Below are 14,333 nucleotides of genomic sequence, written 5' to 3'. Positions count from 1 at the left end.
GCGGCAATACTCATTGGAGCATTTCGTGTTGTGGATCACAACACGTGTCAGTGTGGACACTAAGGAGATGGACATGAGCGTAGGACAACGCTCCGCAGCAGGCGCCGCCACAGGCAAAGGCTCAGGCCTCAAGAAGATCGTCGCCGCCTCAATGGTGGGCACCGTTGTGGAATGGTACGAATTCTTCCTCTACGCCACCGCCGCAACCCTGGTTTTCGGCAAGTACTTCTTCCCGCCCACCGGCAACGACCTTGACGGCATCATCCAGGCGTTCCTGACGTACGCGGTGGGCTTCGTGGCCCGGCCCTTGGGCGGCATCGTCTTCGGCCAGATCGGAGACAGGCTCGGCCGCAAACCCACCCTGCAGCTCACCATTGTGATTGTCGGCGTGTCCACTTTCCTCATGGGTTGCCTCCCGGGCTTCGCCGACCTCGGTTACTGGGCGCCGGCCATGCTCGTGGCGCTCCGTTTCATCCAAGGCTTCGCACTGGGTGGCGAATGGGGCGGCGCGGTGCTGCTGGTGGCAGAGCACAGCCCCAAGGAGTCCCGCGGATTCTGGTCGAGCTGGCCGCAGGCCGCGGTTCCCGTCGGCAACCTCCTCGCCACGCTGGTCCTCTTCATCATGTCCACCACGCTCAGCGGCGCAGCATTCCTCAGCTGGGGATGGCGTGTGGCGTTCTGGCTCTCCGCCGTGATCGTCTTCGTGGGCTACTACATCCGCACCCACGTGACCGAGGCCCCGATCTTCCTCGAGGCGAAAGCCCAGGTGGAGAAGGAACAGGCCATCAGCTACGGTGTCGGCGAAGTCATCCGCAAGTACCCCAAGGGCATCCTGCAGGCCATGGGGCTTAGGCTCGCGGAGAACATCATGTACTACCTCGTGGTGAGCTTCTCGATTGTGTACCTCAAGAGCGTGGACAAGTACGACACCTCGTCCTTGCTGCTCGCACTGCTGATCGCACACGTTGTCCACTTCGTGGTCATCCCGCAGATCGGCCGGCTTGCGGACAATTGGGGGCGCAAGCCGGTTTACCTGATCGGTGCCATAAGCGGTGCGACCTGGCCGTTCTTCGCCTTCCCCATGTTCGACACCAAGAACCCCGTGGTAATCGTTGCCGCCGTGACCATCGGCCTCTGCCTGCATGCCTTCATGTACGCAGGACAGCCGGCCATCATGACCGAGCTCTTCCCCACCCGGATGCGCTACTCGGGCGTCTCCCTTGGCTCGCAAGTCACCTCGATTTTCGCCGGTTCGCTGGCCCCGCTCTTGGCGACGCAGTGGCTCAAGGACACCGGTTCCTGGATGCCTACGGCGATCTACCTGGTGATCGCCTGCGCCATCACTGCCGTCGTCGTCTTGACGCTCAAGGAGACCCGCGGAGTGGCGCTGGAAGACGTTGACAAGGCCGACGCTGTTCGCCACGGCCTCCCCATGGGTGTCCGCGCATGAGCCTGGAGGGCCGCAAGGCCCTGGTGACCGGCGGAGCGGGCGGCATCGGCGCAGCATGTGCCACGGCCCTCGCCGCGCGGGGCGCGAAGGTTGTGGTGGCCGACGTCGATGCCGCCGCAGCCGCGGCGCTCGCCGACAAGCTGGGCGGCACCGCCTGGGCCGTCGACTTGCTCGACACCGAGGCCCTGGCGGGACTCAGCCTGGATTGCGACATCCTCGTGAACAATGCCGGCATCCAGAAGGTTGCCCCCATCGAAGAATTCGAACCGGCAGACTTCCGCCGCATCCTGACCCTTATGCTCGAAGCCCCTTTCCTCCTTATCCGGGCAGCACTTCCGCACATGTACACCAACGGATTCGGCCGGATCATCAACATCTCCTCGGTCCATGGGCTGCGGGCATCGGCATTCAAGAGCGCGTATGTCTCGGCCAAGCACGGGCTCGAGGGGCTCAGCAAAGTGACGGCCTTGGAGGGCGGCCAGCACGGGGTCACCTCCAACTGCATCAATCCGGGATACGTGCGTACGCCCCTCGTCGAGAAGCAGATCGCGGACCAGGCGCTGCTGCACGGCATCCCTGAATCGGAAGTCCTGGCGAAGGTCATGCTGACGGAGTCCGCGGTGAAGCGCCTCGTGGAGCCGGAGGAAGTCGCGTCACTGGCCGCGTGGATAGCGTCCGACGACGCCGGCATGGTCACCGGAGCCAGCTACACGATGGACGGGGGCTGGTCCGCCCGTTAACTTACCCCTCGATGTCGTAGGCTGGTGCCCACGAGGGGAGCGAATATGGGTCTCGATCCGGTCAGCCTGAAGATAGCTCTGGGCATTGTCGCTTTTACGCTCTGCCTGCTGTTTTTCGGATCGTTCCGCCGGACCCGCTCCGCGTACAGCGGGTGGTGGTGCCTCGCCCTCGTTTTCTTGCTCTCGGGGAACATGGCGTACCTGCTCGCCGGGACTCCCCAGCAAATCTGGGCGGGGCCACTCGGCAATGCTTTGCTGGTGGCCGGGGCGTTCAGCGTGTGGGCGGGCTCGCGCTCCCTGCGCTTGCTTGCGACGCCGCGATGGCAGCTCCTCACCGGACCCGTCGCCACGGCTGTTGCCGCCACGCTGGAGAACCCAGCCACCAACGCATGGTCCGGCGGCCTGGTGTATTTGGCCATGATGTCCTTGGGCATGGGTTTGGCAACGGTTGAACTCTGGCGGTTGAAGCCCGGCGTTTCACGGGCCCATCGCTCCTTGGCGCTCGCCGCAGGAGTGCTGGGGTCGTTCTTCTTCTGCCGCGGGATCGCATATGTCGTTGAAGGACCCGACGGTCCGGATTTCGGCACCTTCCTCAGCTCGGCAACCACCAGCGTGGTCACCATCGTCCTTCTTGTCACTGTGTCCTTCAGTATGACTGCGCTAAGTAACGAGCAGCTCATCAACGGGCTCAACGAACGCGCCACCCGGGACGGCCTGACGGGGCTCCTTAACCGTACCGCCTTCATGGAGTTGGCCACCCAGGAGATCGGCAGGCTGCACTCTGCCGGATCGATCTCCACGTTGATCCTCGCCGACCTCGACCATTTCAAATCACTCAACGACAAGCATGGCCACGCCGCGGGCGACACCGCCATCCAGGCCTTCGCCGCGGCGTGTCAGGCCTCGGTCCGCCACACAGACCTTGTCGGGAGGTATGGCGGAGAGGAATTCACCATCCTGCTTCCCGGGGCCGATCTCGAGAGTGCAGAAATCATTGCCAACGAAATCAGCCGCCGTTTGGCCTCGGCAGAACCGCCGGACGGCGTCACCTTCCCCACTGTGAGCTATGGCATCGCCCCCAGCACCCTCGCCAACGCCGACGTTGCCCACATGATCGTGGCCGCCGACAAAGCCCTGTACCAGGCCAAGTCCTTTGGACGGAACCGCGCGGTCTGCGCAACTGCCTAGCCGCGTAGCCAGTCGCTGTGCGCTAACTCCCGCACCGCCGGGGCAACCCCGCAGCCTTCGGACCAGTCCGCCAAAACAATCTGCTTAAACGCTTGATCAAAAGTGTGACCTCGGTTACGCTTGCAGTGATCAAACGCTTTAGCAGAAATGGACATCAACGCCGATGACTTACTCAGTCTTCTTCCAACCCACCGATGGATGGGTCGGAGACGTGATCCCGTTCCAGAAGGACGGGGAGTTTTGGCTTTTCTATCTGCACGAGGTGCGGAACGACCCGAAGCCGGGAACGTCCTGGAATCTCGTGACCACCAAGGACCTGACCCGGTTCGAGGACCATGGAGTGTCGCTGCGCCATGGCGGGGAGGGCGAGGCGGACTTCAACGCATACACGGGCAGTGTTGTGTGCGACGATTCCGGGACACACCACCTGTTCTACACCGGACAGAATCCCCGGCACCTCGGCTCCGACGGGGTCCCGCTGCAACTCGTCATGCATGCCACGAGCACGGACGGAATGCTGACGTGGGTCAAGCATCCGGAGTTGACCTTCGGCGCCCCGGCCGGCTACGAATCCGGCGACTGGCGCGATCCTTTCGTTTTCAAGGACGAGGCCAGCGGCCTATGGCGGATGCTCCTGGCCGCACGGCACGCGGACGGTCCGGACCGCCGTCGCGGGCTGGTCGCCCAATGCGTCTCACCGAACCTGATGGATTGGGAGCATGCCGAGCCGTTCTGGGATCCCCGCCGGTACATCACGCACGAATGTCCCGACGTTTTCGCCTGGGGTGACTGGTGGTACCTGGTCTATTCGGAGTTCTCCGAGTCCTTCACCACCCGCTACCGTATGGCGAAAAGTCCCGATGGGCCATGGATCGTGCCGCCGCGGGACAGCGTTGACGGCCGCGCCTTCTATGCCTCGAAGACGGCCGAGCGGGATGGCCGCCGGTTCTTCTTCGGCTGGATCGCCAGCAAGACGGACAACCGCGACGACGGCGCCTGGCAGTGGGCGGGCACGATGTCCGTCCTCGAGGCCCGCCAGAACGACGACGGCACCCTCGCGTTTTCCCTCGCCGACGAGCTTGTCGAGAGCTTCTGGGACGAGATCCCGGTAACCTTCGGCAGCGCCCTTCCGGAGGTGCTGCATGCTCCCGACGGGTACTCGGCCTTGGTGTCCGATGAGGTCCTCCCGCGGCAGTTCTACGCCCGGGCGGTGCTGCAGATAGAACCCGATACCACCGAATGCGGCCTGCTGCTCCGCTCAAGCCCGGACGGAGACGAGTCCTACATCATCCGCCTGGAACCGAAGCGCGGACGCATGGTGTTCGACCGATGGCCCCGTCAGATCAACGGCGACGCGCAATGGCACGTCTCGGGGGATGTTCCCTTCGAGATCGAGCTGGAACGCCCCTGCGAGCTCGCTCCCGGAGAACACACCCTCGAAGTTGTCGTGGACGGGGACCTCTGCGTCGCCGTCGTCGACCGGCAGGTCGCCTTGAGCACCCGGATCTACGGGCTGCCGGACGGCCGGATCGGCGTTTTCGCCGGTGAAGGCACCATCACCCTCACTGACCTTGAGATACGTAAGCGCACTGACAACTAAATACCCAGCGCCAGACCTCCGTTCAAATCAAAGGAGATTTCCCCCATGAAGAAGCTCATACGAACGGCCGCCGTAGCAGCGGCCGCAGCCCTCGCACTCTCCGCCTGCGGCGGTGGAGGGGCCGGCAGCGCCTCCAACGTCAACCCCACCGGAGACATCAAACCGCGGCAAATCTCGTGGCTGCTGTCCCGGCCGGCCGACGGTGCAGTCATCAACGTCATGAAAAAGGTGGCCGACGAGTACGCCCAGACCCATCCCGGCTTTTCCCTCAACCTGATCACGACCCCTGACCGGCCCTCGTATATCCAGAAGTACGAAACCCTCGCAGCTGCGAACAAGCTCCCGGAGCTGTTCGATACGGACGCCACGCCCTTCGCCCAGCAACTCGCCAAGCAAGGCAAGATGGTCGACGCCGAGAAGCTGCTCAAGGACCTCGGTGTCTACGACACCTACCGGACGAACGCCCTGAATTACCAACGTTTCGACGACGGATCCCTCTACATGATCCCGTTCCAGTTCGAGCTCGAGTACTTCTGGTACAACAAGGCCCTTTTCCAGCAGGCTGGAGTGTCCGTGCCGAAGTCACTCGACGACATCCCCGCGATGTGCACCGCCCTGCGCAAGGCCGGCATTACGCCCCTCGCCCTTGACGGACAGGACCAGTGGCCGCTTGAGCGCTATGTCTCCTACCAGCCCTTCCGCGACGCCGGGCCCGACTTCTTGCAGAAGCTCAAGAAAGGTGACGCGAAGTTCAGCGACGCCACAGGCCAGAAGACAGTCAACTGGATAAGCCAGCTCGGAGGGGCAGGCTGCTTCCAGGACGGCTTCTCCTCGCAGGGCTACTCTGACGCCCAGAACCTCTTCACCTCCGGCAAGGCCGCCATGTACAACATCGGTACCTGGGAACTGCCCAGCCTCGCGACCGACAAGCTGAATCCGGCGGTGCGCAACGACGTCGACTACTTCACGCTTCCGGCCACGCCAAGTTCCGCCACGGCCGCCAACGAGTACGTGGCAACCTCAGGTATAGGCATGGCGGTCAACTCGAAGACCTTCGACCCGCTCGTGAGCGACTTCCTGAAATTCGCCCTCGCCAAGTACCCCTCGGAGTACGCGGCCACGGGTGCCCTCTCGCCGACGACGAACGTCCAGACGACGATTCCAGCCAACGCCACGCCACTGTACAAAAAGGCAGTTGACCAGGCGAAGGATCTCGGGTCGAAGCTCGCGATGCCGTGGGACACGCAGCTCGATCCGACCACCAACAGCAGGCTGCAACAAGAGCTCGTGCTCTTGGCCCAGGGCAACGTCAAACCTGCCGAGTTCACCAGCACGATGGATAGCACCATCGCACAGAACGCTCCCAAGTTCTTCAAATAACACGCAGCGGTGGGGGGCCCAGGCCCCCCACCCGAAAGGCCCTCCCATGCTTCCCAATCGATCACGACTCTCGGTCCTGGTCTTCCTGCTTCCGCCGCTGCTTCTCTACGGCGTCGCGGTGCTGTTCCCGATACTGCAATCGCTGTTCCTCAGCTTCTTCTCCTGGAACGGCATCAGTGACATGGAGTTCGTGGGCTTCACAAACTACGTACACATGCTCACCGGCGACGGCGTGTTCTGGCGTTCCTTCTTCAACGCCCTCGGCTACCTCGCCATCTGCCTCGTCCTCCAATTGGGCGGCGCATTGTTCGTCGCCAGTCTCCTGACCTCGCTGCGAAGAGGCCGCGAGCTCGTCAAAACCCTGTATCTCCTGCCGGCGGTGATCTCGACGGTTGCCATCGCCTTCCTCTTTGTGAGGATCTACTCGATCGATCCGGTGGGGCTCCTCAACCAAGTCCTCGGCTGGATCGGGCTGGGCAGCCTTGAACGCCCCTGGCTTTCGGACGTCAATACTGTCCTGGCGGCAGTTTCAGCCCCCGAAGGCTGGCGGTTCACGGGGCTCTACATGCTCATCATCTACGCCGCGCTGCTTGCCGTCCCGCAGGAACTTGAAGAGGCGGCACGCCTGGACGGCGCCAACCGGTGGCAGCTGTTCACCAAGATCAGGTTCCCGCACATCCGGCCCGTGTGGATCACCACAACCATCATGGCCACGACCTACGGCCTGCGTGGATTCGATATCCCTTACCTCATGACGAACGGCGGCCCTGGCCAGTCCTCGGAGCTCCTGACGACCTACATGTACAAAACCGCGTTCACCAGCACCGACTTCGGCTACGCCAGCACCATCTCGGTGTTCATCGTGGTGGAGTGCCTCGTCGCCGTCGGATTCATCTTGCTCATGCTCAAACGAAAGGCTGACGCATGACCGCGCAAACAGCCCCGGTTACCCGGCCGATCCCGGCCCCGCCAAGCAGCCCGGCCCCCCGACGTCGGCGGCGCAAGCCAAACGTCTTCCGAAGCTTGTCGAGGGTGCTGATCGTCCTCATCGTCGTCGTGCAGGTCTACCCCCTCGCCTGGCTGTTCCTCACGAGCCTGCGCAACGAGCACGACTTCGCCACGGGTGATCCCTTCGCGCTGCCGAGTTCCATCAGCTTCGACAACTACGCCCGCGCTTTCCAGACCGGCAACCTCGGCCAGAACATCCTGAACAGTTTCATCGTCACGATGGGTGCCAACCTCCTGATCGTCCTGCTGGGCATGATGGCAGCCTATGCCTTGCAGGTCCTCGGATTCCGGTTCAGCAAATTCGTCCGGGGCCTCTTCCTGATCGGCATCATCGTGCCGGTGCAGATCGCGCTGGTGCCGCTGTTCATCGACTACTCGTCCGTGAACCTGCTGGACACCTACCAATCGATGATCATCCCCTTGGCGGGGTTCGCCCTTCCCATGTCGATCTACCTCTTCTCGTCGTTCTTTGAATACATTCCCCGCGAGACCTATGAGGCAGCCTCCCTGGACGGCGCCGGCCCGTACCGGATCTTCGGGCTCATCACCCTTCCGCTCTCCACCAACACGGTAGTGACAGTGGTCCTGGTGAACAGCATCTTCATCTGGAACGACTTCATCTTCGCGAACACCTTCGTGCTTTCCGAAGGGCTCAAGACCATCCCTCTGGGGCTGCAGAACTACATCGGCGCAATGGGCAAGGTCGACTGGACCGCGACGTTCGCCGCTGTCTGCATCACCATCACCCCTTTGCTGCTCGTGTTCCTTGTCCTCAACAAGGCGATGATCCAAGGCCTCGAGAGCGGGGCGACGAAGGGGTGAGCACGAGGCCACTGGATAGACTGTGAGGGGAGGGCCAATGACGTCTGAAAAAAGCTTGAGAGAACCCGAGGTTAACCCCTCGCATCCACCGGCGACTCCGAGGACGAGTCATCCGGTCACGATGCGGGACGTGGCGGAAGGGGCTGGAGTCTCCGTTGCTACGGTTTCCCTGGTTGTTAACAACAAGAAAGACGCCAGGATCGGCGCCGGGACCCGCAAGCGCGTCCTGGAGACCATCCGCGAACTGGGATACCGCCCGAACGCCCTCGCGAAGAACCTCGTGAGCGGCAGTTCGCGGTTCATTGGCCTCGTCGCTGACGCGATCGCCACGACGCCCTTCGCGGGGCAAATCATCCACGGCGCCCAGGACGAAGCTTGGAAACACGGATTCGTGCTCCTGGTCGCCAACACCGAGGGCGACGAGCCTGTCGAAAAAGACGCCATCTCGATGATGCTCGAACACAAGGTTCGCGGCATCCTGTACTCCACATGGTTCCACCGCCCAACTCAGATCCCCGCAGCGTTGCAAGAGACAGACTTCGTGCTGGTCAACTGCTTCTCCCCGGACTCCGACGCCTTGGCCGTGGTCCCGGATGAAGTCCATGGCGGACGGGAAGCCACCGACATCCTTGTGCGCAAGGGACACCGGCGGATCGCCTTCATCAACGCCACGATTCCTGCACCGGCGAAGGACGGACGCCTCCAGGGCTACCGGGAAGCGCTCGAATCCGCCGGAATCGCATTCGATCCGCACCTCGTGTTCGACGCATATCCTGACCAGGAAGGTGGCTACGGAGCAGTCGAGGAACTCCTCAAACGCGACGTCACGGCAGTCTTCTGCTACAACGACCGCATGGCCATGGGTCTCTACGACGGGCTGAAGCAAGAGGGGCTGTCCATTCCCGATGACATGGCCGTGGTGGGTTTCGACAACCAGGAAGTCATCGCCGCCCACATGCGGCCACCGCTGTCCACCGTCGCGCTGCCGCACTACGAGCTAGGCGCCGCGGGTGTGCGCTTGCTTCTCGGCGTCGACGAACCGGCGGGGAGCCCGGTGCTTAAGCTTGAATGCCCGCCGGTGGAGCGGGATTCCGTTGGACCGATTACCCTCACGGGTTCCCGGCTGCTTTAGGGGGATTCTGCTCGGCTTCGTCCACGGCGGAATGCTCAATGTAGGACTCCACCGCCGACTCCGGAACGCGGTATGACCGCCCGAACCGCACCGCGTGGATGGCGTGCGAGTTCACGAGCCGGTAAACGGTCATTCTGGATACCCGCAGCGCCTGGGCAACCTCGGCGATTGTCATGAACCGGTTGCCTGGAATACCGGCGGCGGACATATTCACCACGGCCTCCGCAATTGGCGGTAGTCGTAGTAGACCAGGGTGCCACCTGTTGGCACGACGGTTCTCAAGCCAATCGATGGACCTTTGATGACGACCACCACGCCTTCCTTTGACCCGTTGAAGGGATCGTCTCCAGCCAGGTAGTCTCCCACCTTGAAAGGGGAGACGGTCGTTTTGACCTGCTTGGATGCGCGCGAAAATACCTGGCAAAGTCGCAAAGCCAGCGCATGGCGGCGCTGCTTGCGCATCCGAGCAGCGTGCCTTGAGTAAGGATCGAACATCGGAATCACTCCCTTGCAGTCGCGATCTTCCAACGGTAGGCGCCGACCACACGCAACACATGAGTGACTTGCACCCGTTATGGCACATGGGCCACTCACGTCACTTGGACCACTACTCGGACAGGCACCCCAGCGCAAGCAAGTGGTGACCCGAGTAGTCCGTGCAAAAGACGGGTAGGGGTTACGCATGCCAGGCCGGGCGAACAGTCCATACGCTCAAAGCAAATGTTCCGTCAGGTCTGGGAGGGGGAACAATGCAACGAGCGGCAAAAGCAGGAATTGTCGTTGCGGGGGTGGTGGCGGCCGGGCTGGCGGGGGCGATAACCCTCAACGCCACGCAGACATCATCAAACTCGATGGCCGGCGCCGCGCCGTCGGCCATTGTCAGTGCGGCGGCTCCTGCATCCGGTGCCACCAGGACACCGGCCACGACGCCGAGTGCCACCGCTTCAGCCCCAGCCGCCAGCGCTTCCGCCCCAGCCGCCAGCGCTGCTTCGGCCAGCGCTGCTTCTGCCAGCGCTTCCGCCAGCTCTGCGCCTTCAAGTCAGGCCCCGGTCCCTGCCCCGGCGAGCAGTGCCAAGCCCGATGCCCCGGTGCCGGCACCAGCCGCGCCAGCGCCGGCTCCCGCGGCGCCTGCTCCTGTGCAGCAAGGCCTCGACGCAGCCGGGATCCAGCGCATCAAGGACAGCTGCACCGCACGGCTGCAAAGCGATGCGGCGCACTCCTCAATTGTGACCGGAACGGTGGTACCCCGGCCATTCACAGTGGTTTCCATCGCGTTCTCGGGAAACCCCGTGCAGTCAACGGCGGCCTCCGGTCTGGCGTCGTACGACATCCTCATGAAGGTCACCCTCAAGCTTGTCGATGGTCCTGCCCAGGACAGCGTGCGGGTTTGCCGGGTCTACGACTCGGACTCGCACGTGGATTGGCTTCCTGCCGGCTGAGTCCGCAGTTGCATCTGGTCCTAGGCGCTAAGACTTGGTGCCTGTAAGCGCCAAGGTTCCGCCGAGCCCGATCATCATGACCCCGCCCGTGGCACCCAGGGTGGAGATCCGCCGCGGGGAGCTGGCAAACCAGTGGCGTGCCGTGCCCGCTGCGAGGGCCCAGATACTGTCGGAGACCAGGGCGATCACCAGGAAAACACTTCCGAGTTCGGCGAGCTGAAGCGGAATGCTGCCGCTCGAATATTCCACGAACTGGGGCAGCACGGCCACGAAGAAAACGATCGATTTCGGGTTGCTCGCACCGACGACAAAACCCTCGCGGATGAGCCGCCACATGGACCGCGACGGCGCGGGGCCAGCCGCCGTCGAACGCCCGCTGCGGTGGCGGATCGCCTGCACCCCGAGATAGACCAGATACGCCGCGCCACCGAACTTGATGATGGTGAAGAGCACGATCGATTGCGCCAGGACCGCACCAAGCCCGAGCGCCACGGCGATGATCTGCGGAACCATGCCAAGCGCGTTTCCGAGCACGCTCAGGAGTCCGCCTTTGCGGCCGAGGGCGAGGGAGCGTCCAATCACGAACAGGACGCTGGGACCGGGGATGGCGATGAGGACCAGTGCGGCCAGCGCAAACGCCAGGAGGTTGGTGAACGGAACCATGCCTGATGATAGCGCTGGCCGGCGGTGACGGTCGATGGCTAGCGCTGGCCGGCGGTGACGGTCGATGGCTAGTGGGGGCAGCCGCCGTCGGGCAGTGTCCGCTAGTGCCGCTGGGCGATCACGGGGATCGAGGCTGTTTCGTCCACGAGATCCGCACGAATGCGCCCGCCGCCGCGGACCCACAGCTTGTAGGCCAGCACCAGCAGTCCGAGCCACACGGCGCCCACGTACAAAGCCACTCGGGTGTCCTCGAAGACGCCAAGGATGACGATCACCAGGGCCATGAAGGCGATGGTCAGCACGGATGCTGCCGGCCACCATGGCGATGCGAATTCCGACGCCGGGAGTCCCTTGCGCTTGATCTCGCGCTTCATGGCGACGTGGGAGGCGAGGATCATGACCCACACCCACACCGTCGCGAAGGTGGCGATGGAAGCGATCACGAGGAACACGTCCTCGGGAATCACCGCGTTGAGCACCACGCCCACCAGCAGGATGCCACCCATGAGGACCACAGTCATCCAGGGAACACCGTGCCTTGAGATCTTGCCGAAACTCTTCGGAGCATGTCCTTGCTGGGAAAGACCGAAAAGGATGCGTCCGGCGCCGAAAATGTCGCTATTGATGGCTGACAGCGCAGAAGTGATGACCACGGCATTGAGGATGTGGGGCGCTGCGGGGATGCCGAGGCCGCTGAAGATCTGCACAAACGGGCTGCCGTTGTTCCCGATTTCATTCCAGGGGAACAAGCTCATGAGCACGCCGAGCGTCAGGACGTAGAACAGCAGTACGCGCACCGGGACGGTGTTGACGGCCTGCGGAATGACCTTCTTGGGGTCGGCGGCCTCGCCTGCCGTGATGCCGATCGTTTCGATCCCGCCGAAGGCGAACATCACGACGGCGAACGAGGCCAGGAGCCCGCCGAAACCGTTCGGGAACATGCCGCCGTGGTCAACGAGGTTCCCCAGCCCTGGTGCGGCGCCGCCGTTGCCCGAGTGGAAGCCGAACACGATGATCGCAGCGCCGCCCGCAATCATGGCGATGATGGCCACCACCTTGATGAGCGAGAACCAAAACTCAAGCTCGCCGAAGACCTTCACGCTCAGGAGGTTCATGGCGCCAAGGAGGAGGATGATCGCCAGGACCCAGATCCATCGGTCCACCTGCGGGAACCAGAAGCCCATGTAGATACTGAATGCCGTCACGTCCGCGATCGCCACGATGGCCATTTCAAAGACATAGGTCCACCCGGTGATGAATCCTGCCAGCGGTCCGAGGTAGCGGCTGGCGTACTGGCCGAACGAGCCGGAGACGGGGTGGCGGACGGCCATCTCGCCGAGGGCCCGCATCACCATGAAGACGGCGGCGCCACCGATCATATATGCGAAGAGAACCGACGGGCCGGCCTTTTGGATTGCAGACGCAGAACCGTAGAAGAGACCTGTTCCGATGGCCGAACCGAGGGCCATGAAGCGGATGTGGCGGACATTGAGGCCACGGCTGAGAACGGTGGTTACTGCGCCTTCGACGCCTTCGACTACTTTGGCGGCCGGCGTCCTGACGGCTGTTGGGGCTTGCTGCATGCGAATACCTTCTCGTCATTGGGAGGGGGACTGTTAACCAGCAGACCATTTCGGAGCGTCCTGTGATGGGTCTCACGGCGCATCGTTGTCTCGGTTCTCAGACGCTGCGCCGCGGAGTGATTGTCTCGCGGGCAAATGTCTGGTATTCCAGACACCTTAATGTTCTGATTGGCTTTTAGATCCGCTCCATGGGGCGCACGCTTAAGTACGGGATCCCGGACACCCACCTTGCCGTCTTTGTGGCGGAGGGGCGGGCCGGGCATTACCGTGCACTCGAAGAGGAGCCATGACCATACAGCCGTCCACCCAAGGCCGGGCCGCTTCCAAAGTCCCGGCCGCCGAGAACACCCTGCGCATCCTGAAGTTGCTCGCTTCCCGGCGTGGCCCGATGGCCGCGTCAAACATCGCCACGGCGCTTGGCCTTCCCCGGTCCAGTGTCTATCACCTGCTTGGCGTCATGGAGGCCAACGGCTTCGTCCTCCACCTGCATGAGGAGCAGCGCTACGGGCTGGGTATCAGCGCCTTTGAACTCAGTTCGGCGTACTCGCGGCAAGAGCCTTTGTCGCGGCTCGGCCGCCCCATGCTTGCCGCCCTTGTGGACGCGATCGGCGAGAGCGCCCACTTGGCCGTCCTGCACGGCCGCGATGTGCTTTACATCGTGGAGGAGCGGGCCAAGAACCGCCCGTCCCTCGTGACCGACGTCGGGGTGCGGCTTCCCAGCCACCTCACGGCCAGCGGGCGAGCGATCCTGGCCGCCCTGCCGAAATCGCAGGTCAGGGCCCTGTACCCGAATGCTGCCGCCTTTACGGCCCGGCACGAGATGGAATCGCCCATCATGAAGTACTCGGCCTTGTCCTCGCACTTGGACCAGGTCCGGCAGCGCGGCTACGCCACCGAACACGGCGAAGTCACCCCCGGCTTCGGCTCGGTGGCCGCAGCCGTCACCGACCATTTGGGATGGCCGACGGCGGCAGTCGCCGTGACATTCCTCGAGGACCGGGTGCCGGCTGAGGAATGGCCCGCGCTGGCCGCCCGAATCCAGAAAACAGCGGACGAACTGTCGATCCGCATCCACGGCCGCCCTTCCTAGCCCGCCCGGCCCAACTGACTCGCAGTAAGTGTCGTTTTGGGCGCTCATAACGACATCTACTGCGGGGCCCACGCCGCCCGGGTTCCCTGGCCGAGCTTGCGAGGCGAGGGTGGCGGTGGGGACAGTTGAGTCTGGTATTCCGGACAGCACCCTCCATAAAGCCATTCCAAGACCCTTGCGGAGGGGCTCTACTGGATACAGAAGGACTTCCACCTAGCAACCTCCAGAGACGAAGGAG

14 protein-coding genes are annotated in these 14,333 nt (G+C 63.3%); 10 read left to right on the top strand and 4 right to left on the bottom strand.

Features of this window, described 5'->3' with window-relative positions:
• Positions 1-73 precede the first annotated feature (73 nt).
• The 8 genes from ABEA18_RS03455 to ABEA18_RS03420 all read left to right on the top strand — a co-directional run bounded on the left by ABEA18_RS03455 (position 74) and on the right by ABEA18_RS03420 (position 9,320).
• A complete protein-coding gene (locus ABEA18_RS03455) occupies positions 74-1,450 on the top strand; it encodes an MFS transporter (protein WP_345447929.1) in 1,377 nt (458 codons plus the stop codon).
• Entirely contained in the window at positions 1,447-2,190 is a 744-nt protein-coding gene (locus ABEA18_RS03450) for a 3-hydroxybutyrate dehydrogenase (protein ID WP_345447928.1), read from the top strand. Before ABEA18_RS03455 ends, ABEA18_RS03450 begins: the two co-directional genes overlap by 4 nt.
• A gap of 45 nt (positions 2,191-2,235) precedes the next feature.
• On the top strand, positions 2,236-3,378 hold the full coding sequence (locus tag ABEA18_RS03445; protein WP_345447927.1) for a GGDEF domain-containing protein: 1,143 nt from the start codon (positions 2,236-2,238) through the stop codon (positions 3,376-3,378).
• Between the two features lie 163 nt (positions 3,379-3,541).
• A complete protein-coding gene (locus ABEA18_RS03440) occupies positions 3,542-4,978 on the top strand; it encodes a glycoside hydrolase family protein (RefSeq protein WP_345447926.1) in 1,437 nt (478 codons plus the stop codon).
• A 45-nt stretch (positions 4,979-5,023) separates the two neighbouring features.
• Complete coding sequence (locus tag ABEA18_RS03435; RefSeq protein ID WP_345447925.1) at positions 5,024-6,358, top strand: ABC transporter substrate-binding protein; 1,335 nt, start codon at positions 5,024-5,026, stop codon at positions 6,356-6,358.
• 46 nt (positions 6,359-6,404) lie between these two features.
• Complete coding sequence (locus ABEA18_RS03430) at positions 6,405-7,286, top strand: carbohydrate ABC transporter permease (RefSeq protein WP_345447924.1); 882 nt, start codon at positions 6,405-6,407, stop codon at positions 7,284-7,286.
• On the top strand, positions 7,283-8,188 hold the full coding sequence (locus ABEA18_RS03425; RefSeq protein ID WP_234754003.1) for a carbohydrate ABC transporter permease: 906 nt from the start codon (positions 7,283-7,285) through the stop codon (positions 8,186-8,188). Before ABEA18_RS03430 ends, ABEA18_RS03425 begins: the two co-directional genes overlap by 4 nt.
• A gap of 121 nt (positions 8,189-8,309) precedes the next feature.
• Positions 8,310-9,320: a LacI family DNA-binding transcriptional regulator gene (locus ABEA18_RS03420; protein WP_345448000.1), complete on the top strand. Its 1,011-nt coding sequence runs from the start codon at positions 8,310-8,312 to the stop codon at positions 9,318-9,320.
• Here the strand turns inward: ABEA18_RS03420 and ABEA18_RS03415 are convergent.
• A complete protein-coding gene (locus ABEA18_RS03415) occupies positions 9,298-9,495 on the bottom strand; it encodes a helix-turn-helix domain-containing protein (RefSeq protein WP_425550469.1) in 198 nt (65 codons plus the stop codon). The two genes, ABEA18_RS03420 and ABEA18_RS03415, sit on opposite strands and share 23 nt — an antisense overlap.
• Positions 9,496-9,530: 35 nt before the next feature.
• A complete protein-coding gene (locus ABEA18_RS03410; protein WP_345447923.1) occupies positions 9,531-9,782 on the bottom strand; it encodes a hypothetical protein in 252 nt (83 codons plus the stop codon).
• 287 nt (positions 9,783-10,069) lie between these two features.
• On the opposite strand from ABEA18_RS03410, the gene ABEA18_RS03405 reads away from it, so the two are divergent.
• Positions 10,070-10,759, top strand: coding sequence for a hypothetical protein (locus tag ABEA18_RS03405; RefSeq protein WP_345447922.1), 690 nt, complete (start codon positions 10,070-10,072; stop codon positions 10,757-10,759).
• Positions 10,760-10,786: 27 nt separating this feature from the next.
• Here the strand turns inward: ABEA18_RS03405 and ABEA18_RS03400 are convergent, their stop codons facing one another.
• On the bottom strand, positions 10,787-11,422 hold the full coding sequence (locus ABEA18_RS03400) for a LysE family translocator (protein WP_345447921.1): 636 nt from the start codon (positions 11,420-11,422) through the stop codon (positions 10,787-10,789).
• 101 nt (positions 11,423-11,523) lie between these two features.
• Positions 11,524-13,005 carry an amino acid permease gene (locus ABEA18_RS03395; RefSeq protein ID WP_345447920.1) on the bottom strand — a complete coding sequence of 494 codons (1,482 nt, stop codon included), beginning with the start codon at positions 13,003-13,005 and terminating at the stop codon, positions 11,524-11,526.
• 286 nt (positions 13,006-13,291) lie between these two features.
• Here ABEA18_RS03395 and ABEA18_RS03390 point away from each other — a divergent pair, with 286 nt between their 5' ends.
• Entirely contained in the window at positions 13,292-14,095 is an 804-nt protein-coding gene (locus tag ABEA18_RS03390; RefSeq protein ID WP_345447919.1) for an IclR family transcriptional regulator, read from the top strand.
• Positions 14,096-14,333: the final 238 nt, after the last annotated feature.

Source organism: Arthrobacter gyeryongensis (genome assembly GCF_039543785.1).
In the GTDB taxonomy this organism is placed as follows: Bacteria; Actinomycetota; Actinomycetes; order Actinomycetales; family Micrococcaceae; genus Arthrobacter; species Arthrobacter gyeryongensis.
This window is presented reverse-complemented; position numbering and strand designations above follow the sequence as displayed.